General features: G+C 32.0%; 18 protein-coding genes. 12 read left to right on the top strand and 6 right to left on the bottom strand.

What is annotated here, in order from left to right:
• The 3 genes from ABWO04_RS04370 to ABWO04_RS04360 all read right to left on the bottom strand — a co-directional run.
• A partial coding sequence (locus ABWO04_RS04370; RefSeq protein WP_353077673.1) for a bifunctional nuclease family protein occupies positions 1–522 on the bottom strand: 522 nt, incomplete at its 3' end.
• A gap of 122 nt (positions 523–644) precedes the next feature.
• Positions 645–1,613, bottom strand: a complete 969-nt coding sequence (locus ABWO04_RS04365) for an electron transfer flavoprotein subunit alpha/FixB family protein (RefSeq protein WP_353077671.1) — start codon at positions 1,611–1,613, stop codon at positions 645–647.
• 37 nt (positions 1,614–1,650) lie between these two features.
• Positions 1,651–2,397, bottom strand: coding sequence for an electron transfer flavoprotein subunit beta/FixA family protein (locus ABWO04_RS04360; protein WP_353077669.1), 747 nt, complete (start codon positions 2,395–2,397; stop codon positions 1,651–1,653).
• Between the two features lie 253 nt (positions 2,398–2,650).
• Between ABWO04_RS04360 and ABWO04_RS04355 the strand changes: the two genes are divergently transcribed.
• From ABWO04_RS04355 to ABWO04_RS04320, 8 genes are all read left to right on the top strand, one after another.
• Complete coding sequence (locus ABWO04_RS04355; RefSeq protein WP_353077667.1) at positions 2,651–3,631, top strand: pyruvate dehydrogenase complex E1 component subunit beta; 981 nt, start codon at positions 2,651–2,653, stop codon at positions 3,629–3,631.
• A 123-nt stretch (positions 3,632–3,754) separates the two neighbouring features.
• Positions 3,755–6,235, top strand: a complete 2,481-nt coding sequence (locus ABWO04_RS04350; protein ID WP_353077665.1) for a DUF5686 and carboxypeptidase-like regulatory domain-containing protein — start codon at positions 3,755–3,757, stop codon at positions 6,233–6,235.
• A gap of 174 nt (positions 6,236–6,409) precedes the next feature.
• Positions 6,410–6,940, top strand: coding sequence for an inorganic diphosphatase (locus tag ABWO04_RS04345; protein WP_353077663.1), 531 nt, complete (start codon positions 6,410–6,412; stop codon positions 6,938–6,940).
• Positions 6,941–7,047: 107 nt separating this feature from the next.
• Positions 7,048–9,609, top strand: a complete 2,562-nt coding sequence (locus tag ABWO04_RS04340; protein WP_353077660.1) for a sodium-translocating pyrophosphatase — start codon at positions 7,048–7,050, stop codon at positions 9,607–9,609.
• 94 nt (positions 9,610–9,703) lie between these two features.
• Entirely contained in the window at positions 9,704–11,284 is a 1,581-nt protein-coding gene (locus tag ABWO04_RS04335; RefSeq protein WP_353077658.1) for a beta-N-acetylhexosaminidase, read from the top strand.
• A gap of 5 nt (positions 11,285–11,289) precedes the next feature.
• Positions 11,290–12,288, top strand: a complete 999-nt coding sequence (locus tag ABWO04_RS04330; protein WP_353077656.1) for an isoaspartyl peptidase/L-asparaginase family protein — start codon at positions 11,290–11,292, stop codon at positions 12,286–12,288.
• Positions 12,289–12,369: 81 nt separating this feature from the next.
• Entirely contained in the window at positions 12,370–13,050 is a 681-nt protein-coding gene (locus tag ABWO04_RS04325) for a copper homeostasis protein CutC (RefSeq protein WP_353077654.1), read from the top strand.
• 10 nt (positions 13,051–13,060) lie between these two features.
• On the top strand, positions 13,061–15,532 hold the full coding sequence (locus ABWO04_RS04320) for a beta-mannosidase (RefSeq protein WP_353077652.1): 2,472 nt from the start codon (positions 13,061–13,063) through the stop codon (positions 15,530–15,532).
• A 36-nt stretch (positions 15,533–15,568) separates the two neighbouring features.
• On the opposite strand, the gene ABWO04_RS04315 is transcribed toward ABWO04_RS04320, so the two are convergent.
• Positions 15,569–16,183, bottom strand: a complete 615-nt coding sequence (locus ABWO04_RS04315; RefSeq protein ID WP_291240914.1) for a deoxynucleoside kinase — start codon at positions 16,181–16,183, stop codon at positions 15,569–15,571.
• Between the two features lie 3 nt (positions 16,184–16,186).
• Complete coding sequence (locus ABWO04_RS04310) at positions 16,187–16,948, bottom strand: hypothetical protein (RefSeq protein WP_353077650.1); 762 nt, start codon at positions 16,946–16,948, stop codon at positions 16,187–16,189.
• 86 nt (positions 16,949–17,034) lie between these two features.
• Between ABWO04_RS04310 and ABWO04_RS04305 the strand changes: the two genes are divergently transcribed.
• From ABWO04_RS04305 to ABWO04_RS04295, 3 genes are read left to right on the top strand one after another with little or no spacing between them, the layout of a single operon-like run.
• On the top strand, positions 17,035–17,952 hold the full coding sequence (locus tag ABWO04_RS04305) for a GLPGLI family protein (protein WP_353077648.1): 918 nt from the start codon (positions 17,035–17,037) through the stop codon (positions 17,950–17,952).
• Positions 17,953–17,982: 30 nt separating this feature from the next.
• Positions 17,983–18,849 carry a GLPGLI family protein gene (locus tag ABWO04_RS04300; RefSeq protein WP_353077646.1) on the top strand — a complete coding sequence of 289 codons (867 nt, stop codon included), beginning with the start codon at positions 17,983–17,985 and terminating at the stop codon, positions 18,847–18,849.
• A 12-nt stretch (positions 18,850–18,861) separates the two neighbouring features.
• Positions 18,862–21,573: a carboxypeptidase regulatory-like domain-containing protein gene (locus tag ABWO04_RS04295; RefSeq protein ID WP_353077645.1), complete on the top strand. Its 2,712-nt coding sequence runs from the start codon at positions 18,862–18,864 to the stop codon at positions 21,571–21,573.
• A 70-nt stretch (positions 21,574–21,643) separates the two neighbouring features.
• Here the strand turns inward: ABWO04_RS04295 and ABWO04_RS04290 are convergent, their stop codons facing one another.
• Entirely contained in the window at positions 21,644–22,894 is a 1,251-nt protein-coding gene (locus tag ABWO04_RS04290) for an ABC transporter permease (protein ID WP_353077643.1), read from the bottom strand.
• Between the two features lie 155 nt (positions 22,895–23,049).
• Here ABWO04_RS04290 and purH point away from each other — a divergent pair.
• On the top strand, positions 23,050–24,089 hold a 1,040-nt coding region (gene purH, locus ABWO04_RS04285; protein WP_353077642.1), incomplete at its 3' end, for a bifunctional phosphoribosylaminoimidazolecarboxamide formyltransferase/IMP cyclohydrolase.

The raw sequence follows: 24,089 nt of genomic DNA, 5'->3' as shown, positions 1-24,089 counted from the left end.
GGAAAATTTTGAATATATGTTTTGCGGTTCTTCTTCGCCATATACTTCAGGTTCAGAAAGTATATCGTCGTCATCTATTTCTTCGTCTGAATGCAATTCTTGTTTGTTTTTATTTAAGAAAATTCCAGCTTTATCTAATATATTTTTGTAAGTAAATATAGGTGCATTAAATCGTAAGGCTAACGCAATTGCATCAGAAGTTCTCGCATCGATTACTTCTTCTTTTGCTTCTTTTTCGCAAACAATACTGGAATAAAAAACACCGTCTACTAATTTATGAATAATCACTTGAGTAATAACAATTTCATATTTATCTGCGATGGTTTTGAATAAATCGTGTGTTAAAGGACGCGGTGGCGTAATTTCTTTTTCTAAAGCAATAGCAATTGATTGTGCTTCAAAGGCACCAATAACTATTGGTAATTGTCTGTCGCCATCTACTTCATTCAAAATTAAAGCATAGGCTCCATTTTGTGTTTGACTATACGATATTCCTTTAATGGTTAATTTAACTAAACTCATTTTGTACTTAAACTTTATTCAAATGTACTATAAAAATATTTTCTATAAAATAAAAGGCTATCTAAATTGGATATTTCTATCGTATTTAGATAGCCTTTTTAGGAGGCACAATATATAAAAAATTATGCGTTTGCCGCTTTAAAAGCTTTTAATTTTTCAATCAATTTAGGAACAACATCAAAAGCATCGCCTACAATACCATAATCGGCTACTTTAAAGAAAGGCGCTTCGGCATCGGTATTAATTACCACTTTTACTTTAGAAGAGTTGATTCCTGCAATATGCTGTATAGCTCCAGAAATTCCGATAGCTATGTATAAATTAGCCGCAACTGGTTTTCCTGTTTGCCCTACGTGTTCTCCGTGTGGACGCCATCCAATATCTGAAACGGGTTTCGAACAAGCGGTTGCCGCACCAAGTACAGTGGCCAATTCTTCAATCATACCCCAATTTTCAGGCCCTTTTAATCCTCGTCCTGCAGACACCACAATTTCAGCATCAGCAATGGTTACTTTACCAGTAGTTTTTTCTGAATTGATAACTTTCACGCCAAAATCTGCATCAGATAAAGCTGGTGAAAAATCTTCTTCCGTTAATGAAGTTGCATTTTCAATCAATCCGAATGAATTTTTAGAAATTCCTAAAACTTTTACATCTGTAGCAATTTCTGTTAAATTAAATGCTTTGTTAGAAAAAGCACTTCTTTTAACTTGAAATGGAGTTACACTTAAAGGCGCTTCAATTATATTTGAAGCAAAACCTGCATTTAAATGTACAGCTACCAATGGAGCTATGTGTAAACTATCTGTAGTTGAAGCTAATATTACCACTTTAGCACCCTCTTTTTCTGCAGCTTGCTTTATTACATCTGCGTAAGCTTTTGCATTAAATGACGTTAATTTATCATTTGTTACTTTTAACACTTTACTCACTCCATAAGCAGATAAAGCATTATTTTCTGTAGCATTAATTGAAACGGCAGTAACTGTTGTTCCAAGCATATCGGCTACTTTTTTTGCATATGAAGCAATTTCAAAAGCTACTTTTTTGAATTTACCTTCGTTTGATTCTGTATATATTAAAACTGACATATCTTTTTATTTACGATTTACGTTTTGCGATTTACAATTAAATTACTTTAGCTTCGTTGTGTAATAAATTAATTAATTCATCTATATTATCTGCGCTGATTAATTTTACTGCTGATTTTGCCGCTGGTTTTTCAAATTTTATTGAAGAAGTGGCAGTTGCATCTGAAGTTGGTTCAACAATATTTAATGCTTTCGTTCTGGCGGTCATAATACCACGCATATTTGGAATTCTTAAATCTTTTTCTTCAACCAAACCTTTTTTACCTGCAATAATTAAAGGTAAACTTGATGTAGCCGTTTCTTTACCGCCATCAATTTCTCTAATCGTTGTAGCTTCAGTGCCAGAAATTTCAATTCCAATACAAGCATTTACAAAATTAAAACCTAATAATCCAGCTAACATTCCAGGTACCATACCTCCATTATAATCAATAGATTCTGTACCTGCAATAATTAAATCGTAGCCACCTTGCTTCACCACGTTAGCCAATTGTTTTGCAACAAATAAACCGTCTGTAGGATTGGTATTTATACGAATCGCTTCATCCGCACCAATGGCTAAGGCTTTTCTTAAAGTCGCTTCGGCATCTGCACCACCTACATTAACAACAGTTACGTGGGCACCACTTTGCTCTTTTAACACAATTGCTTTGGTTAAACCAAACTCGTCATTCGGATTAATAACATATTGAACCCCATTTGTATCAAACTCGGTATCGTTATTAACAAAATTAATTTTTGAAGTAGTATCAGGAACGTGACTGATGCAAACTAATATTTTCATTTTTATACTGATTTTATATTGATGCCACGAAATTACAAAAAATGTTTTAAAAAAATATTATGCACGCATATAAAATATTGTTTTTTCACAAAAATTAAATAAATTTTATGAATTGTTGAATTTAAATAAGTAAAAATAAGAATTTGATAAGATATTATTAAAGAAATCGATTGAGTAAAAATATTAAATTTTAATGAGCGTACTCATTAAAATTTATTATTTTTGCCATTCACTAAGTTTTAGAATTAATTTTATGAGAACAATACAGTTTAGAGAAGCTATTTGTGAAGCAATGAGCGAAGAAATGCGTCGTGATGAAACGGTGTACTTAATGGGAGAAGAAGTTGCAGAATATAATGGAGCCTATAAAGCTTCAAAAGGTATGCTTGATGAATTTGGACCAAAACGTGTTATCGATACACCAATTGCAGAATTAGGTTTTGCAGGTATCGCAGTAGGTTCAGCTATGAACGGATGCCGACCAATTGTAGAATATATGACGTTCAACTTCTCTTTAGTTGGAATTGATCAAATAATAAATAATGCGGCGAAAATGCGTCAAATGTCGGCAGGACAATTTCCTATGCCAATGGTTTTTCGTGGACCAACAGCATCTGCAGGACAATTAGGAGCAACACACTCGCAAGCTTTTGAAAACTGGTTTGCCAATACTCCAGGATTAAAAGTGGTTGTTCCAAGTACCGTTTATGATGCAAAAGGTTTGTTAAAAGCTGCCATTCGTGATAACGACCCTGTAATTTTTATGGAATCTGAACAAATGTATGGTGATAAAGGTGAAGTTCCAGAAGGTGATTACATTATTCCACTTGGAGTAGCTGATATCAAACGCGAAGGTACTGATGTGACTATCGTTTCATTTGGTAAAATTATCAAAGAAGCACATCTTGCTGCTGAAGAATTAGCAAAAGAAGGCATCTCTTGTGAAATTATCGATTTAAGAACCGTTCGTCCAATGGATTACGACTGTATTATTAATTCGGTTAAAAAAACAAATAGATTAGTCGTTTTAGAAGAAGCGTGGCCGTTTGCCTCTGTTGCTTCAGAAATTACTTATATGGTTCAAGAACGTGCTTTTGATTATTTAGACGCACCTATCCAACGTATCACAACTGCTGATACACCTGCGCCATATGCACCAACTTTATTAAAAGAATGGTTACCAAACAGTAATGATGTAGTAAAAGCTGTTAAAAAAGTTATGTATAAAAAATAAAAACATATAATTAGGCAATTAGATAATAGTTTTTTTAATAATTTTTTCGATTTGTCTACTACTTTAAAATAAAGTATATTTGAATCCCGATTTTATCGGGATTTTTTTATAATTATTACCCAAATGAAAAACCTTCTCAGTCTTATTTTATTAATTTCAACCTTTACTTTTTCCCAAACAAAAGTAAGTGGAATTATATTAGATGACGCCAAACAACCTGTTTCTTATGCAACGGTAGCATTTAAAAATTCCGCAGAAGGCGTAATTGCCGATGAAAATGGAAAATTTTATCTCGAATCAAAAAAAACATATCCTACATTAGTGATTTCCTTTGTTGGGTATAAAGACAAAGAAATATCGCTTTCTGGCGAACATAATTACGATTTAAAAATTAGTTTAGAAAACGCAAACGAAATTGCCGAAGTAAAAGTGTATGGCGGAAAAACTTCAAAGAAAAACAATCCTGCTATAGATATTCTTAGAAAAATTTGGGAAAGAAAAAAGAAAAATGGATTGCGACAATTTAATCAATACGAATACGATAAGTATGAAAAAATTGAATTTGATATTAATTCTATAGACAGCACATTTATGAAAAATAAAATCTTCAAAAATGTAGAATTTATTTTTCAACACGTGGACACTTCAGCCATTACTGGTAAAAATTTCTTGCCTATTTTCATTAACGAAACCAAAAGCAAAGTATATGGCGACAATGTAAAAAACAAAACAAAAGACGTTTTAGAAGCCAATAAATATTCAGGATTTGGAAATGCAAATAACGATGGGGTTAATGCATTTTTAAAAGATTTATATGCCGATTACGATATTTACAACAACTACCTTAAATTTTTTGATAAAGATTTTGTAAGTCCTTTATCCCGAACTGGAATTCAAGTATATAATTACGTTTTAGCAGACAGTACATTTATTGATAAAAAATGGTGTTATAATATTGTATACTACCCGAGAAGAAAAAATGAATTGACTTTTAAAGGTGATTTTTGGGTAAACGATTCTACTTATGCCATTAAGAGTATCAATATGGAAGCCAGTAAAAGTGCCAATATCAACTGGGTGCGAGATATTTATATTGAGCAAGAATTTGATGTGCTAAACGATTCGGTTTTTTTATTGAAACGAGATCATATGATGACGGATTTTGCGCTAACCAAAAAAGAAGGTTCAAATGGTATGTACGGAAAACGAACAACTATGTTCAAAAATCATCAATTCAATAACGAAAAAGACGATAAATTTTACCGGGAAGAAGTCAATACTTTTAATAAAGAAGCGTTTACCAAAACAGATGAATATTGGGAAGAAAATCGATTTGAAAGTTTAAATTCTAATGAAAAAGGAATTTATGAAATGCTCGATACCCTAAAAACAGTTCCAAAAATTAAAAGGTTTTACAATTTAGTATCTATTTTAGGAAGTGGCTACATTCAAGTTGGAAAATTTGACATCGGACCTATTTTCTCTACTTTCGGATACAATGATGTAGAAGGGCAACGTATTAGATTAGGAGGAAGAACGTACTTTGGCCCTAACGACCCGTGGCGCATTCAAGGATACACTGCTTATGGTTTTAAAGACCAAAAAATAAAATACGGAATCAATGCTCGAGTAATGTTGGATAAGAAAAATCGCTTTATTGCCTCTTTTGGAAACCGAAGAGATGTAGAGCAAATTGGCGTAAGCTTAACCACTTCAAATGATATATTGGGTAGAAGTTTTGCTTCTTCTTCGTTTTTCTCAAGTGGCATAAACAATAAATTAACCAATGTAAATTTAACCAATTTAGGTTTCGAAATAGAACCCGTTAAAAATCTGGTTTTCGAAAGTAGTTTTTCATACAGAACCTTATCATCTGCTTCGCCAGAATTTAAATTGGACTATTTTACAGATGACACTTTTAGTAAAACAGCTAACAAAATAACTCAATCTGAAGTCAATTTCTTAATCAACTATACGCCAAATAGAAAAATGATTGGTTATGGTGTGGATCGAATGGAAGTAGATTTAAATTATCCAAGAATTTTTGTAAGTTATTCTCAAGGTTTAAAAGGGGTTTTAAATAGCGATTTCAACTATTCAAAATTACAACTTTTTTATCGTCAACCTTTATTAATTGGTGGATTTGGCCGATTATTCACCACTTTAGAAGTAGGAAAAACTTTCGGAACAGTTCCTTTGTCTTTAATGGGAATTATTCCTGGTAATCAGTCGTATTTTATTATCGATAATACCTATAATTTATTAAACTATTACGATTTTGTAGCCGACCAATATACCTCACTTCATTTGGAACATAATTTTAATGGAAAATTATTTTCAAGAGTGCCCTTACTTAGAAAACTAAACTGGAGAGAAATCATTGGTGTAAAAGCCGTTTATGGTTCCGTTTCAAACGAAAACAAAGTACTTAATGCTTCTGGGCAAATTTATCAAGCACCAGTAGATGGGTATTACGAATACTCAGCCGGAATAGGTAATATTTTTAAAGTAATGCGAGTGGATGCCTCTTGGCGTGGAAGTTATTTTGATATTCCTGAAGCTCGAAAATTCACAATTCGAGTAGGTTTTGGTTTTTATTTTTAAATGACCAACATCCTTGTTATTTTAAAAAAATTAATTTTTCATAATTTTTTTAATGTTTTTTTATGGTAAATGTATTTTTGCTATTATAAAATCTATAATTTAAGAAATCGAATACGTGCTAAACCCTAAGCTCTAACTTTTTTCTACCTTTGCAGTCGATAAATAAATACAAAAATGACAGCAGATAAAGTAACAACATTTGATGTTTTGGTGGAAATTCCAAGAGGAAGTCGAAACAAATATGAATATGATTTTGATTTAAAAAGAATGCGTTTTGACAGGATGCTATTCTCGTCAATGATGTATCCTGCAGATTACGGATTTATTCCAGAAACGTTAGCATTAGACGGTGATCCTCTGGATGTATTAGTTTTAGTAACCAAGCCAACATTTCCAGGATGTGTTATCGAAGTAAAACCTATTGGAGTGTTTCATATGGCAGATGATAAAGGTCCTGATGAAAAAGTAATTTGTGTGCCGGTTTCAGACCCAATTTGGAATTCATTAAACGACTTAAGTGACGTAAATCCACACTTAGTAAAAGAAATTGAACACTTTTTTCAAGTATATAAAGATTTAGAAAATAAAAATGTAGATGTAGAAGGTTGGGGAGATGTAAATGAAGCCCGTGCCATCATTAAAGAATGCACCGAACGATTTGAAGCAATTGAAAACAAACCAGAAGGTTTATTCAGCATAAAATAAAAAAAAATTTAACAATTTTTATTAAAAAAGGCAATTATCATTAGAATAATTGCCTTTTTTGTGTATTTTTGCTCGATTAAATTAAAATTAACTATTTACAAAAAACTATGAATAATTTTATGATTTATTTGCCAATTGTAATGGCAATTGTTGGATTGCTTTTTATGGCAATGAAACGTGCTTGGGTATTAAAACAAGATGCCGGAGACGGTAAAATGAAAGAAATTTCAGATTACATTTATGAAGGAGCATTGGCTTTCCTAAAAGCGGAATACAGATTATTAACTGTATTTGTAATTCTTGCAAGTATTGTTTTGGCTGGAATCACTTTCATTCCTGGAGTTAAAACACATTTATTTATTGTTGTAGCGTTTATTTTTGGAGCCTTTTTCTCAGCATTAGCAGGAAATATGGGTATGAAAATTGCTACAAAAACAAATGTAAGAACAACACAAGCGGCTCGTACAAGTTTACCACAAGCACTAAAAGTTTCATTTAGTGGAGGAACAGTAATGGGATTAGGAGTAGCTGGATTAGCTGTATTAGGTTTAACAGGTTTTTTCATATTATTATTTAGATATTTTATGCCAGGCGGTGTTTGGACAAATACGGAAGATATGACCGTAGTTTTAGAAACATTAGCAGGTTTCTCTTTAGGAGCTGAATCAATTGCATTATTTGCACGTGTGGGTGGTGGTATTTATACCAAAGCTGCTGACGTTGGTGCAGATTTAGTTGGAAAAGTAGAAGCAGGTATTCCAGAAGATGACCCAAGAAACCCAGCGACTATTGCTGATAACGTGGGTGATAATGTAGGAGACGTAGCTGGTATGGGTGCCGATTTATTCGGATCTTATGTAGCAACGGTTTTAGCAGCTATGGTTTTAGGAAATTATGTAATTAAAGATATGGGTGGTAAAATCGAAGACGCTTTTGGCGGAATCGGACCAATTTTATTACCAATGGCCATCGCAGGTTTTGGAATTTTATTTTCTATCATCGGAACGATGTTGGTTAAGATTTCAAGTGATGATGCAAAAGAAGCACAAGTACAAAAAGCATTGAATATTGGAAACTGGGTTTCTATACTTTTAACGTTAGTAGCGTGTTACTTTTTAGTAGAATATATGTTACCTGCAACAATGAAAATGGAATTTTACGGAGAAGGATTAAAAGATATTTCTTCAATGCGTGTTTTCTATGCTACAATTGTAGGATTAATAGTTGGTGGAGCCATTTCATCAGTTACTGAATATTATACAGGTTTAGGTACAAAACCAGTTTTAGCAATTGTACAAAAATCATCAACTGGTGCAGGAACTAACGTAATTGCAGGTTTAGCAACAGGTATGATTTCAACTTTCCCAACCGTATTATTATTTGCTGCTGCAATTTGGGCTTCATATGCTTTTGCAGGATTCTATGGAGTTGCTTTGGCTGCTTCTGCAATGATGGCTACAACAGCTATGCAATTAGCAATTGATGCATTCGGACCTATTTCTGATAATGCAGGTGGTATTGCTGAAATGAGCGAATTACCAAAAGAGGTTCGTACGCGTACAGATATTTTAGATTCAGTTGGTAACACAACAGCTGCAACAGGAAAAGGATTCGCAATCGCTTCTGCAGCGTTAACATCGTTAGCTTTATTTGCAGCTTATGTAACGTTTACAGGAATTGACGGTATTAATATTTTCAAAGCACCTGTATTAGCGATGTTATTCATTGGTGGTATGATTCCTGTAGTATTCTCTGCATTAGCAATGAATTCTGTTGGAAAAGCTGCAATGGATATGGTGTACGAAGTACGTCGTCAGTTCAAAGAAATTCCAGGAATTATGGAAGGAACTGGTAAACCAGAATATGGTAAATGTGTTGAAATTTCAACTAAGGCCGCTTTACGCGAAATGATGTTACCAGGAATTTTAACTATCGGTTTTCCAATTGCAATTGTCCTTTTAGGAAAATTAGTTTACCCAGATGATAATCAATTAATTGCTGAAATGTTAGGTGGTTATATGGCAGGAGTTACCGTTTCAGGTGTGCTTTGGGCAGTATTCCAAAACAACGCAGGTGGTGCTTGGGATAATGCTAAAAAATCTTTCGAAGCAGGTGTAGAAATCAATGGAGAAATGACATACAAAGGTTCGGATGCTCACAAAGCAGCTGTAACTGGAGATACTGTTGGAGATCCATTTAAAGACACTTCTGGTCCTTCAATGAACATCTTAATTAAATTAACGTGTTTAATTGGATTGGTTATCGCACCTATTTTAGGAGGTCATTCTGAAGGAACTAAAAAAGAAATGAAATACACAATTATCAAAATTAACGGTGATAGTATTTCAGAAATGGGTAAATGCGATATGACAAAATGCGCAACTATGACTAAAGATGAATGTGCAAAAATGTGTGATTCTTTAGGTTGTTCTGCAGAAGAGAAAGAAATGTGTATGTCTCATTACGATGCTAATGGTAAATTCATTGGAAAAGAAGGAGAAAAATCATGCTGTTCTAAAGACGCTGATAAAAAAGTTAAAGTAGAAATTACAAATAATAATGGAAAAGCAAAAGCTACAGTTACAACTTCTATAAACAAGAGTGTAAATGTTCAAACTTTTGAAGGTTCGTTAGAAGAAGTTAAGGCTAAAGTTGAAGCTTTAAAATAAAAGATTATTTATAAAATTAGAAAACCGCACAGCAATGTGCGGTTTTTTTTATGCAATTATTTTGTATATTTATCCTGTACATAAATAATTACTTATGAAAACAACCTTTACATTTCTATTATTTTTATTAATCTCGTTGAGTTTTTCTCAAAACAATATTGCATTTATACCAAAACCACAAAACACTTTAGTAGGAAAAGGTAGTTTTTATATTAACGCAAAAACGTATATTCAAGCCGATGAAAATTCATTTGAAGCTAATTATTTAAAAGAAGCAATACAAATTCAAACAGGATTACATCTAAAAATAACTTCAAAAAATAATTCTAAAAACATCCAATTGGTTTTACTAGAACCTAAAATTGCAAATTTCAACAAAGAGCAATATGAAATAGTTGTATCTGATTCAGAAATAGTTATTTCAGCCCTAACTAATCAAGGACTTTTTTATGGTATTCAAACGTTATTGCAAATGGTTCCGTTTGAGAAAAAAAACGAAATTGCAATCCCTTGGATAAATATTTCAGATGCACCAAAATATGCTTGGCGTGGTATGCACCTTGATGTTTGCAGGCACTACTTCCCTATTTCATTTATCAAAAAATACATTGATTATTTAGCGCATTATAAAATGAATACTTTTCATTGGCACTTAACCGAAGATCAAGGTTGGCGTATTGAAATCAAAAAATATCCAAAATTAACAGAGGTTGGAGCGTGGCGAAATGGTTCGATGGTAGGGCGTTATGACGACCAAAAAATTGATGATGTAAAATACGGTGGTTTTTACACGCAAGAAGAAATTAAAGAAGTAGTAGCTTACGCTTCACAACGACACATTACAATTGTACCAGAAATCGAAATGCCCGGACATTCACTTGCTGCATTGGCTGCTTATCCAGAATTATCTTGTACTGGTGGCCCTTTTGAAGTGGGTAAAAAATGGGGCGTTTTCGATGATGTATATTGCCCTAAAGAAGAAACGTTTACGTTTTTAGAAAATGTGCTGTCCGAAGTACTGGCTTTATTTCCTTCTGAATACATTCATATTGGTGGTGATGAATGCCCAAAAACACGATGGAAAAGTTGTGCACATTGCCAAAAAATTATAAAAGAAAAAGGATTAAAAGACGAACACGAATTACAAAGTTATTTTATCCAACGCATTGAAAAATTTGTAAATAGTAAAGGTCGAAAAATTATTGGCTGGGATGAAATTCTGGAAGGTGGATTAGCTCCAAACGCTGCCGTGATGAGTTGGCGTGGAACTGAAGGCGGAATTGCAGCAGCCAAGCAAAAACATTATGTAGTAATGACACCTGGTTCGCATTGTTATTTTGATCATTATCAAGGAAAACCAGAAAACGAACCGTTAGCCATTGGCGGATTTACTTCTTTAGAAAAAGTCTATAATTTTAATCCAATGCCGAAAGAACTTATTTTAGAAGAACAAAAATATATTTTAGGCGCGCAAGCCAATGTTTGGACGGAATATATTCTTACTCCAGAACAAGTTGAATATATGATTATGCCAAGAATGTCTGCGCTTGCCGAAGTTTTATGGGGAACCGCAAATCCAGAAAATTTTATTGATTTTAAAACCCGTTTGCAAGCACAAGAAATTTGGCTAAAAAACAACAACATCAATTATAGAAAAACCTCATTTACAGAATAAATAGGATGACAAATAGAAGAAATTTTTTAAAGAAAACCGCTTTAGCCACTGCAGGGTTGGCGCTTACAAGTTTCAAAAATACGACTGAAACTGTTGAAAATAAAGTGGCGTTAAATACGATTCAAAAACCAATAGTGCTTTCCACTTGGCGATTCGGAATTGAAGCCAATGCCGCCGCTTGGGAAATTTTAAGCAAAAATGGCAGGGCTTTAGATGCCGTAGAAGCGGGTGTGAAAATTCCGGAAGGCGATCCAAATGAACGCAGCGTAGGCTATGGTGGCCGACCTGATAGAGACGGCAAGGTAACACTTGATGCTTGTATTATGGACGAATTTTCGAATATTGGTTCGGTAGCTTGTTTGGAATACATCAAACATCCTATTTCTGTCGCCAGAGCAGTGATGGAAAAAACACCACACGTGATGTTGGTCGGAAAAGGAGCGTTACAATTTGCGCTTTCACAAGGATTTAAAAAAGAAAATTTATTAGTTGAAGACTCCGAAAAAGAATGGAAAGATTGGTTAAAAACGAGCCAATACAAACCCATTGCGAATATCGAAAACCACGACACCATCGGAATGATTGCTTTGGATGCAAATGGAAATTTATCAGGTGCGTGTACAACCAGCGGTATGGCATTTAAAATGCACGGTCGTGTGGGTGATTCCCCAATTATTGGTGCAGGATTATATGTAGATAATGAAATTGGTGCTGCAACTGCAACAGGGCACGGCGAGGAAGTCATTCGAATTACAGGATGCCATTTGGTGGTAGAATTAATGCGACAAGGTTTGTCTCCTCAAAAAGCTTGTGAAGAAGCGGTAATGCGAATTGTAAAACTAACTAAAAATCGAGGTAAAGAATTAAAAGACATTCAAGTTGGATTCATTGCTTTGAATAAAAAAGGAGAATATGGTTCCTATTGTATACAAGGCGGTTTCAATTATGCTGTTTATGATGCAACTGGAAATAGATTAATAGATGCCAATTACTTTTTGAAATAATTTTTCGCAACAGATTAAAGGATTTTAAGGATTATTTAATCCGTGAGAATTTGTGTAATCCGTGGCAAATATTCATAATTTATGTTCCAAAATAAAAAAATAGAAATCGCTTGTTTCAATCTCGAATCTGTAACACTTGCTCAAAAAGCAGGTGCGGATAGAGTCGAATTATGTGCTAATATTTCAGATGGAGGAACTACGCCGTCAATCGAAATCATTCAACAAGCTCGAAAAAATCTATCTATCGATTTATATATAATGATTCGTCCAAGAGGAGGAAATTTTGTTTACTCAGAAGTAGAATTTCAACAAATGAAATCGGAAATCGAGACCATCAAAAAACTTAACGTTAACGGATTTGTTTTTGGAATTTTAAATGAAGATAAAACAATTAATATCGAACAAAATAAAGCTTTAGTTGAATTGGCAAAACCATTTCCTTGTTCTTATCATCGTGCTTTTGATGCTGTTTCTAATTATGAACAAGCTTTGGAAGATGTTATTGCTTCCGGATTTTTAACATTATTAACTTCAGGCACATTTTCTAATGTAATGGAAGGAAAAGAAGTCTTGAAAAAATTAGTTGAACAAGCAAAAAATAGAATCGAAATTATGCCAGGTGGCGGATTGCGTTCAACCAATATTTCAGAATTGAATCAAATCGTCAATGCAAATTGGTATCATTCATCCGCTATAACCGATGGAACTGAAATTGCAAATCCAGAGGAAATTACCCAACTAAAGGAAAAGTTGCAATCGTAAATGATTTGATATGTTTAAAAAAATATTCTTGTTTTTGATTATAATTTGCTTTTCGGTTTCAGCACAGACTTCCTATCGTAATTTGTCATCAGAAAATTGGACATTCAATAAGCAAAACGAAACAAAAAAACACAAGGCAACTATTCCCGGTACCGTTCACACCGATTTATATGAAAACCAATTAATTCCTGATCCATTTTACGGAGCCAATGAAAAACAATTGCAATGGATTGAAAATGAAAATTGGGAATACGAATCTACATTTTCGTTATCTGAAAAAGAAATTTCCAATGAAAATATCGAATTAGAATTTGATGGATTAGACACCTATGCTACTATTTATATAAATGGGAAAATGGTTTTAGAAGCGGATAATATGTTTCGAAAATGGATAATTTCAGCGAAAAACCATCTTAAAAAAGGAAAAAATCATCTAAAAATTGTATTTCTATCAGCCGTTCAAAAAGGAAAAGAAGAAGCCGTAAAATTACCTTATACCTTACCCGAAAAAGAACGTGTTTTTGTAAGAAAAGCACAATATCAGTTTGGTTGGGATTGGGGTCCCCGATTTGTAACTGCCGGAATTTGGAAAAAAGTGCAATTGAAATTTTGGAATTCAGCTACAATCGAAAACATAAAATTCAGTCAAGTCGAATTGAATGATAAAAAAGCGATTTTGGAATTTACAACTGAAATTCGTGTTTCTGAAGTAAAAACAATTCAATTGAAAATTAATGAAAAAGCAGAAACATTTCATCTTAAAAAAGGAACGAATAAAGTAAAAATGCCCTATGAAATTTCGAATCCAAAATTGTGGTGGAGCAACGGATTAGGATTTCCACATCAATATGAATTTCATTTTTCATTGAAACAAAATCGTGAAATTTTAGATAAAAAAGAACTAAAAATCGGTCTTCGAACCATTGAATTAGTTCAAGATAAAGATGAATTTGGAACAAGCTTTTATTTCAAATTAAACGGGAAACCAGTTTTTATGAAAGGGGCAAATTATATTCCGCCAGATAGTTTTATTCCAAAACAAACACCATCAAGTTATCATGAGACAATTCAAAACGCCAGAAAAGCAAATATGAATATGCTTCGTGTTTGGGGCGGTGGCGTATATGCCGATGACGAATTTTACAATGCTTGTGATGCTAATGGAATTTTAGTTTGGCAAGATTTTATGTTTGCTTGCGCGATGTATCCAGGTGATGAAAAATTTATAGAAAACGTAAAACAAGAAGTAATTGATAACGTAAATCGTTTGCAAAATCATCCAAGTATAGCACTTTGGTGTGGCAATAACGAAAACGACGAAGGTTGGCACAATTGGGGTTGGCAAAAACAATTTAATTATTCAAAAGCCGATTCGACTCAAATTTGGAACGATTACAAAAAAGTATTTCATGAAATGATTCCGAAGACTTTAGATAGATTACTTCCAAAAGAGAAAAATGTGTATTGGCCTTCTTCACCTTCAATTGGTTGGGGAAGAAAAGAAAGTTTAACCCAAGGCGATTCGCATTATTGGGGCGTTTGGTGGGGCAAAGAACCTTTTGAAATTTATAAGAAAAAAATTGGTCGATTTATGAGTGAATATGGCTTTCAAGGGATGCCAAATTTAGAAATGTTGCAAAAAGTAATTGCTAAAGAAGAATTTAATTTTACTTCAGAAGCGTTTAAAAATCATCAAAAACATCCTACCGGTTTTGAAACAATTAAAGAATATATGAACCGAGATTTTCCTGTGCCAACTTCTATGGAAAAATACAATTATGTCTCGCAATTACTACAAGCTCACGGAATGAAAATCGCAATTGAAGCGCACCGATTAGCGAAACCCTATTGCATGGGATCTTTATATTGGCAATTAAACGATTGTTGGCCTGTAACTTCATGGAGTACTTTGGATTATTACGGCAATTGGAAAGCGGCGCATTACCAAGTCAAAGAAAGCTTTTCTCCGATACTTTTAGCAGTAACAGAAAATTCGGATGGATATTCAATTATTGGAAGTAACGATAATTTGGAAGTAAAAGAAGGAATAGTATCCGTTAAGTTACTTGATTTTTCTGGAAATGAACTTTGGACTGCTTCAAAGGAATGTGTTTTGAACGTTGAAAGAAATACAACTTGTATGCAGATTTTGAATACAGAATTACCAAAATTTGTAAAAGAAAAAACAGTTTTGCAGATTGAATTTACTAGCAATCAGAAAAAATCTATTGCGTATCATTACTTTGTAAAACCAAAAGAGTTACAACTAGAAAATCCAACTATTGAACTAAAAATAGTGGGCGAAACGCTTATCGAGCTTAAAACAAATACACTTGCAAAAAACGTGTACTTACAAGCAAAAGATGCTTTTTTTGAAGAAAATTATTTTGATTTACTTCCTGGAATTCCAAAGATAATTAAGACCGAAAAACCAACTCAAGAAACTAAGGTATTGTCTTTATTTGATGTTATGAATGAATAAAACATAAAAAAAACACCTCAATTGAGGCGTTTAAATTTAAAATAAACCGTTTATTTCGGCATCTATTCTATTTATTATGTTTCCTAAATCCTCAGGATTGTTTACAAAGTCTATATCATCCACATCGATAATTAATAATTTTCCTTTTGTGTATGTAGTAACCCAAGCTTCGTAACGCTCATTCAATCTACTTAAATAATCTATAGAAATAGAGTTTTCATAATCCCTTCCGCGTTTATGAATTTGCCCTACTAAATTTGGTATTGAACTTCTTAAATAAATAAGTAAATCTGGCGCTCCCACTAAACCTTCCATCAAATCAAAAAGTAATTTATAATTGGTATAATCTCTATTAGACATTAAACCCATTGCGTGTAAATTGGGCGCGAAAATAAAAGCATCTTCATAAATGGTTCTATCTTGTATGGTTTTTTTACCTGATTTTCTTATCTCTAAAATTTGTCTGAAACGACTGTTTAAAAAATAAATTTGCAAATTAAAACTCCAACGTTCCATTGAATGATAAAAATCATCCAAATACGGATTGTCATCTACATCTTCAAAATGTGCTTCCCATTTAAAATGTTTGGATAATAGCTTTGTTAATGTAGTTTTTCCAGCCCCAATATTTCCTGCAATAGCTATATGCATATGTTATTTTTTTATTTGATAGGTACTTAATTGATAGTTTGTAAAAATAGAAAAAAATCCATCTGTATAACAAAAATTTTCAATCAATTTTTCATTTATATTAACCTGTTGTGATAATTGATTTTCAAAAGTATAATAATATATTTTATTGTCAAACAGATAAAACAATTCGTTTTGATTTAAAAATACTGTTTTCTGATACGGATTTGCTTTTCCTAATGTGGCTATTTTACCAAATTTTGATATCGAAAAGCAATTTCTTTCAGTGTCAATCCAATACAAATAATTATAATCCGATTGCGAATACGAGATATTTTTTATAGGATTTGAAAGAAATTTTATTTTTTTAGAATTTAAATTATATAATCCTATTTGCTGACTTAAACTGTCATAAAACCACAATTCATTTTGAGAAGCGGGCTTTAAAAACTCGCAATTAATTTCCGAAAAAATACTCGAATTAATTTCATTAAACTGCGAATCTAACAACACAAAAGCGTTGTTTTCTTTGTAAAAAATAAGCGTTTGTAACATATTAAACGTTTCTACACTTGAAATTTTTCCAAAGTTATTATTTGCGTAGTTTACTGTATCGGATTTACTAACTTTGTATAATGTATTACTATTCGAAAAATAATATTTTCCTGACAGGTCATTTCCCCAAAACGTATCGTATTTATTTGGCAATGAAGTTACCTTTTCAACTTCAATTTGTTGAGCCGAGGAATAAAAAACAGATAGTAAAAAAAGGAGTAAAATTCGCATACAATAAATATTAACACAAAAATAACAAATTATAGTGTAACTATTAGCTATTTTTAGAGTCTAATATTGAATAAAATTAACTAAAAATGAAAAAAATATTCTTAGCCGTATTGAGTTTAACTACTTTTATGGCCACTGCACAAAAAGATTTCCAGGGAATGGCAGTTTACGAATCTAAAACGTCTACAGCCGAATTTGCAAAAAACTTTGACGGAAACAAAGATATGACGCCAGAAATGAAAAATCAAATTATGGAAAGAATGAAAAAAATGTTTGAAAAAACATTCGTTCTAAATTTCGATAAATCGGCCTCGATATATAAAGAAGAAGAAAAACTTGATGCACCTGGACAAGGAGGTGGCGGAAGAATGATGGCGTCTTTTATGGGCGGTGGCGGAACGTATTTTAAAAACGTTAAAGAAAAACAATACACAGTTGATAAAGAAGTATTTGGAAAAGAATTTTTAATTAAAGATTCCTTACCAAATTTAAAATGGGTACTAAGTGACGAATCTAAAAAAATAGGCGATTATACTTGTTTTAAAGCAACTGCAGTAAAAGAAGCAAGTAAAACGGATTTTAGAAATTTTAGAAGAAAAAAAGAAGAACCTAAAAAAGATACTGAAGAAGTAAAAACTGACGAAAAGGCAACTACAGAAAAAAAAGAAGAAAAGAAAACCAACTTTTTTGCCGAAATAGATATGCCAAAAGAAGTTACTGTAACTGCTTGGTATTGTCCAGAAATTCCTGTAAATCAAGGCCCTGATGAATATTGGGGTTTACCAGGATTAATTATGGAAGTTAACGATGGCAAAACCGTAATTATGTGTTCGAAATTAGTACTGAATGTAAAAGAAAAAATCGAAATTAAAGCACCAACTGGTGGTGATAAAGTCACTCAAAAAGAATATGACGATATTATGATTAAAAAAATGAAAGAAATGAGTGAAATGGGTGGCGGACCTGGATCAAGAGGTGGTATGCAAATGAGATTTTCTAGATAAGACAGCAACTTTAATTAATCCCAAAATATTATGAAAAATATATCTAAATTCTGTTTACTACTTTTCTCTGCAACCCTTTTTGGGCAAGATTTTTATGGAAAAGTAGAATATCAAACCATTCAAAATAAATCTAAAAAAGAAGCTGTTTCTATTTCAAAAGAATCTGAAAAAGAATCGGCGAAAGATGCTTTAGCAGGAATAGATAAAGAAGCGTTTGAAGAAGCTATGAAAAAAGCATTTCAAAAAAACTACCTTTTAACATTCAATAAAAACGAAGCGCTTTTTGAAGAAGTTGTAGCATTAGAGAAACCAAATCCAACGCAAGGTGGTATATCGGTTTCTATAAGTATGTCTGGTGATGGAGATAAATATATGAATACAAAAGATAAAATTTCATACACTGAAGAAGATATTTTTGGCGATGAATTTGTGATAAAAGATTCGTTACCAAAAATTGCTTGGGAAATTTCCAACGAAACAAAAATAATTGGTGATTATAACTGTGTAAAAGCAACTTATACTGAACCTGTTTCTAAAAATGATTTAGAAGCATACGAACGTTATCAAGAAAAAACAAAAAACGGAAAACCTTCTTTTTTTGAAATGAAAAAACCAGAACCACAAACTATTACAGCTTGGTACACCAGTGAAATACCTGTTAGTTTTGGTCCAAATGGCGTATGGGGTTTGCCGGGATTAATTTTACAACTTGAAAATGAAAATTATATTTACTTTTGCACGAAAGTAAGTATAAAAAATAACGAAACAGTAAAAATAAAAATTCCGAATTCTGGTAAAGTCATTTCCAAAAAAGAATATGAAAAATACGAGAAAAAAATGCAGAAACAAATGGAAGACAATGACGGTCCTATTATGATTCGTGAAATAAAAAACTAACAAACAGACTTAATGAAAAAAATAATTATTTTACTAAGCTTATTTCTTACTGGAATAAGTTACGCACAATCGGTAAAGGTTTCAGGAATACTGAAAGATAGCGACAATTTGGTTATAGAAACAGCCAATGTAATGGCCATTAACCAAGTTACAAAAGCGATGGATGCGTACAACATCACCAGTGAAAAAGGGGAATTTTCATTAAACTTAAAAGCCAATACAGAATATATTATTAAAGCCGGTTATATAGGTTATGCGCCTTTTGAACAAAAAATTACAACTACAAAAGAAAACCAAACTTTTAATATTGTATTATCAAGTTCAAATACCATTGAAACCGTTGAGATTGTTCGAGAAATGCCTGTAAGAATTAGTGGGGACACCATTATTTATAATTCCGATTCGTTTACCAACGGAACCGAAAAGAAGTTAGAAGATGTACTTAAAAAACTACCTGGCGTATCTGTTAACAAAGACGGTGAAATTTCTGTAGAAGGTAAAACGGCACAAAAGTTAATGGTTAATGGTAAAGATTTTTTTGATGGCGACACAAAATTAGGTGTGAAAAATATACCTGCAGATGCTATTGATAAAGTACAAGTTTTAAGAAATTATAATGAAGTTTCTAATTTAAAAGGATTAGAAAATAATGAAGAAAACATTGCTATTAATATCAAACTAAAACAAGGTAAAACCAACTTTTGGTTTGGTGATGTCCTTGCTGGAGAAGGCATTATAGACTCGAAAAACAGAAGTATCGTTAATCCAAAATTATTTTATTATAGTCCAAAATACAGCGTTAATTTAATAGGTAATTTAAATAATATTGGTGAGTTACCGCTTACCACGCAAGACTATTTTAAATTTACAGGAGGATTTAGAAATATGATGCGAAAAGGGGGTTCTAGTTTTAATGTTTCTTCAAACGATTTGGGAATTGGAAGTTTGAGAAACAATCGTGCAAAAAATATTGATACGAAATTTGGCGCGGCAAACTTTTCTTATAATCCTTCGAAAGTATGGACAATTAGTGGATTTGGTATTTACTCGTACAACAAAACCGATTTACAAACCGACAATGTTTACAATCGTGTAGATAGATTGCCAAATGGGTCAACCGTAAATATTACAGAAACACGTCAAGACATTTCTAGACAGAGAAACAATTTAGGATTGTTTAAATTAAGTAGTAGCTACGTACCTTCTACCAAAATGCACCTGGATTACGATGCATTACTAAAAACATCTGATCAATTGGATAGACAAAATGTAGTATCAAGTTTACAAGGGAATATTTTAACAGAAAAAAACCAACAACCTATTTCATTAAATCAAAACTTAAACTACTATTATACACTAAACGATAAAAATGTATTTGCTTTTGAAATGCAAAATTTATTTCAACAAGAAGATCCGTTTTATAATGCCAATTTACAAATACAACCATTTATTTTGGCAGGATACAATAGTGCTCAATCAAGAAACAGCATCAATCAAAACCGATTTATTAAAACAAATAAAACGGATGCAAAATTTGATTACTACTATATGGTAACACCAAAAAGCAACATTAACGTTACCATTGGAAACACGTATTCGTATCAAAACTTTAATTCAAATATGTTTCAAACATTAGATAATGGCACCCAAAATAATTTATCCGATAGTCAAAACACCAATAAAGTAAATTATGTATTTAACGATGCTTTTGTAGGCTTACATTATAAAATGTTGGTTGGGAAATTTACTTTTAATCCAGGAGTTACTTTACATCAATTTAATACTAGTGACACCCAATTGAACAGCGTAAATAATATGAGTTTCAATAGAGTTTTACCTGATTTCTTTGCATTATGGCAAATGAAAAAATCACAAACATTATCGTACAATTTCTCATTAACTAATAATTTTACAGATGTCGTAAAATTGGCACAAGGGTATGTGTTTTCAAATTATAACAGTTTATTTAGCGGAAATAGATTCTTAGAAAATTCAATTTCACAAGTACACTCTTTGCGTTTTTTTAAATTTAGTATGTTTAATATGGAAAATATTTCTGCTAATATTACCTATTCAAAACAAACTGAAATTATTACCAACCGTGCTTTATTAACAGGTATTAATCAAGTTTCAAGTTCGGTAAACATCAATTCTAATTTTCCAAATGAGTCGCTTTCAGGATTTTTTAATTATGGAAAATCGTTTGCTCGTTATTTTAAAGCAAATGGAATTGTAAATTTAAGTAAAAGCACAAATAACAATATTCGTGTAAATCCTGATAATTCTGAGTTTATTCAGAACACCAAATCATTTACACAAATTTATGAAATGAAATTTTCAACCAATTTCAAAAAAATACCGAATATTGAATTGGCCTACGAATACAGAATAAACGATTTTCAAAATCAGATAAATTATGTAGATAATCCATCGGTAACGCTAGAATATTTCTTTTTAGATGCCTTTTCATTTACATCTGAATACAATTTCTTTCACAACAGAGATAAAGCGAAAACTTTTGATACTGAATATGATTTCTTAACCGCATCCTTATCATATCAAAAAAGAGATAGTAAATTTGAATATAAAGTTAGTGCAACCAACTTATTAAATACAACTGCATTAAACGACAACAGCTTTAATGCCTTAGGTGGTTCTACAAGTTTTACGAGTTTCTATGTACAACCTCGTTTTGTGGTGTTTAGCTTGAAATATGTGTTGTAATTAATACAATATAAAACCGAAAAACCCGATTTGAATTAAAACAAATCGGGTTTTTTATTGAATAAAAGAATTACATCCCTGTTCGAATGGCTTCTACAGGATCTAATCTTGAAGCTGAAATAGCGGGTAAAATTCCTGATATTAATCCGATAATTATGGACAAACTTGAGCCTAATAAAATATTAAAAGAACTCAAAACAAACTCGAAATCTAATACGTTTGTTAAAACTAAGGCAATTAACCAAACCAAAACAATTCCAATTAATCCACCAAACATAGCTAAAATTACCGCTTCAAATAAAAACTGAAACAATATAAATCGGTTTTTTGCGCCTAAAGCTTTCTGAATTCCAATTAAATTAGTGCGTTCTTTAACAGAAACAAACATAATATTTGCAATTCCGAAACCACCAACTAAAAGAGAAAAAATACTTATTCCCCATCCTGCAATATTCATTTTACCAATAATGTCATCAATAAAATTGGTAAAACCAGACAGAATGTTTACAAAAAAGCTATTAATTTCTCCCGCACGCAAACCTCTTATACTTCTCATTTTATTAGTCAATTCCGCTTTAAATTCTTCAATATCAACTCCGGCTTTTGGTTTGATTAAAATGGCTGGCGTAAAAATAACACTGTTATCACCATATAGTTTTCTCATATTATTTACAGGTAAAAAAACAGCCACATCATTAGAATCCCCAAAGGCATTTTGACCCATTTTTTTCAGTACGCCAATAACTGTAAAACGTTGACCGTAAAGTCTAATTTGCTTTCCAATAGGTTCGTTACCTTTAAATAAACCTTCTGCAACTTCACTTCCAATTACAATTACTGATGTACCTGAATTGGATTCGACTTCATTAAACAACCTACCTTTATCGACTTTAAACGGTTCAATTTCAAAAAATTCATTTGTAGACGGCTTCACTCGAATAGAATTTACAGTATTGTCGTCATATTTTATACTTTGATTTTTCGTAAAAAAATTAAATGAAATTTTATCAATATCAGGCATACTTTTTTGCAAATATTGATATTCATCGTATTTTACTTGCGGAAATTGGTCGCGCTTCCATTTTTCAACTTCTGTTGGTCCAAAAGAATATTTAAATAAATAAATGGTGTTTTTATCCATACCGTCTAAACTGTCAACAATATTTTTCTTCAATGAATCCACTGCTGCTAAAACCGCAATAATAGAAAAAATACCAACAGTAACTCCAAGTAAAGAAAGAAACGTTCGTAATTTATTACTTCTCAGTGCATTAAAAGCAAAAGCAAAACTTTCTTTAAGTAAACGAATATATAGTATCATAAAATGTAAATCTTAAATATTTGTAGTTAAAAAGGAATATTTGTTACAATTTTTAGAGGAAAATTATTTAGAAATGTTTCTCATTTACAGTTTATAACTATTGGATTTTCTTAATCAAATTGTTACTTTTGCAGTTCAAAACAAACAACAACATAATGACTCACACAAAACAAATCAAATCGGCATTAATTTCTGTATTTGACAAAACTGGTTTAGAACCAATCATTAAAGCACTTCATCAAAATAATGTAACAATTTATTCTACAGGTGGTACCGAAGATTTTATTAAAAATTTACAAGTTCCTGTTGTAGCTGTAGAAGATGTAACTTCTTATCCTTCTATTTTAGGCGGTAGAGTTAAAACCTTACATCCAAAGATTTTTGGTGGAATTTTAAACCGTCAAGATCACGAAGGCGATGTAGCCCAAATGACAGAATTTGATATTCCTCAAATTGATTTGGTAATTGTAGATTTATATCCATTTGAAAAAACAGTAGCTTCAGGAGCAAGTGAAGCTGATAGTATTGAAAAAATTGATATTGGTGGGATTTCATTAATTCGCGCTGCAGCGAAAAATTTTAAAGATACTGTGATTGTGGCATCTGTAGATGAATATGCTACTTTCTTAAATTTTTACTCTGAAAATCAAGGCGCTACTTCTATTGAACAAAGAAAACATTTAGCGACAAAAGCGTTTCATACCTCATCAAATTACGATACGGCCATTTTTAATTACTTCAATACTGAAGATACGTATTTAAAAATTAGCGAAGAAAAAGGGCAAATTTTACGTTATGGTGAAAACCCGCATCAAAAAGGATTTTTCTTTGGAGATTTTGATAAAATGTTTACCAAACTTCACGGAAAAGAATTGTCTTATAATAATTTATTAGACGTTGATGCATCTGTAAATTTAATAAATGAATTCAAACATAACGACCCAACTTTTGCTATTTTAAAACACAATAATGCTTGTGGTTTGGCTACACGAGCTACAATGAAAGAAGCCTATTTAGATGCATTAGCAGGTGATCCTACTTCAGCATTTGGTGGCGTACTTATTGCGAATGGAAATATTGATATAGCAACAGCTGAAGAAATAAATAAACTATTTTGCGAAGTGGTTATCGCACCATCATACGACCAAGAAGCTATTGATATTTTAGAAGAAAAAAAGAACCGAATCATTTTAGT

This window comes from Flavobacterium sp. (genome assembly GCF_040382755.1).
Taxonomy (GTDB): Bacteria; Bacteroidota; Bacteroidia; order Flavobacteriales; family Flavobacteriaceae; genus Flavobacterium.
Note: the sequence above shows the minus strand (reverse complement) of the source record. Positions and strands in the feature narration are given on the sequence as shown.

Coding starts and splice junctions, on each gene's coding strand:
- ABWO04_RS04295 (WP_353077645.1), top strand. CDS start 18,862: ATGAAAAAAATAATTATTTTACTAAGCTTATTTCTTACTGGAATAAGT.
- ABWO04_RS04350 (WP_353077665.1), top strand. CDS start 3,755: ATGAAAAACCTTCTCAGTCTTATTTTATTAATTTCAACCTTTACTTTT.
- ABWO04_RS04310 (WP_353077650.1), bottom strand. CDS start 16,948: ATGCGAATTTTACTCCTTTTTTTACTATCTGTTTTTTATTCCTCGGCT.
- ABWO04_RS04335 (WP_353077658.1), top strand. CDS start 9,704: ATGAAAACAACCTTTACATTTCTATTATTTTTATTAATCTCGTTGAGT.
- ABWO04_RS04360 (WP_353077669.1), bottom strand. CDS start 2,397: ATGAAAATATTAGTTTGCATCAGTCACGTTCCTGATACTACTTCAAAA.
- ABWO04_RS04300 (WP_353077646.1), top strand. CDS start 17,983: ATGAAAAATATATCTAAATTCTGTTTACTACTTTTCTCTGCAACCCTT.
- ABWO04_RS04290 (WP_353077643.1), bottom strand. CDS start 22,894: ATGATACTATATATTCGTTTACTTAAAGAAAGTTTTGCTTTTGCTTTT.
- ABWO04_RS04355 (WP_353077667.1), top strand. CDS start 2,651: ATGAGAACAATACAGTTTAGAGAAGCTATTTGTGAAGCAATGAGCGAA.
- ABWO04_RS04320 (WP_353077652.1), top strand. CDS start 13,061: ATGTTTAAAAAAATATTCTTGTTTTTGATTATAATTTGCTTTTCGGTT.
- ABWO04_RS04365 (WP_353077671.1), bottom strand. CDS start 1,613: ATGTCAGTTTTAATATATACAGAATCAAACGAAGGTAAATTCAAAAAA.
- ABWO04_RS04340 (WP_353077660.1), top strand. CDS start 7,048: ATGAATAATTTTATGATTTATTTGCCAATTGTAATGGCAATTGTTGGA.
- ABWO04_RS04325 (WP_353077654.1), top strand. CDS start 12,370: ATGTTCCAAAATAAAAAAATAGAAATCGCTTGTTTCAATCTCGAATCT.
- ABWO04_RS04315 (WP_291240914.1), bottom strand. CDS start 16,183: ATGCATATAGCTATTGCAGGAAATATTGGGGCTGGAAAAACTACATTA.
- ABWO04_RS04345 (WP_353077663.1), top strand. CDS start 6,410: ATGACAGCAGATAAAGTAACAACATTTGATGTTTTGGTGGAAATTCCA.
- ABWO04_RS04305 (WP_353077648.1), top strand. CDS start 17,035: ATGAAAAAAATATTCTTAGCCGTATTGAGTTTAACTACTTTTATGGCC.
- ABWO04_RS04330 (WP_353077656.1), top strand. CDS start 11,290: ATGACAAATAGAAGAAATTTTTTAAAGAAAACCGCTTTAGCCACTGCA.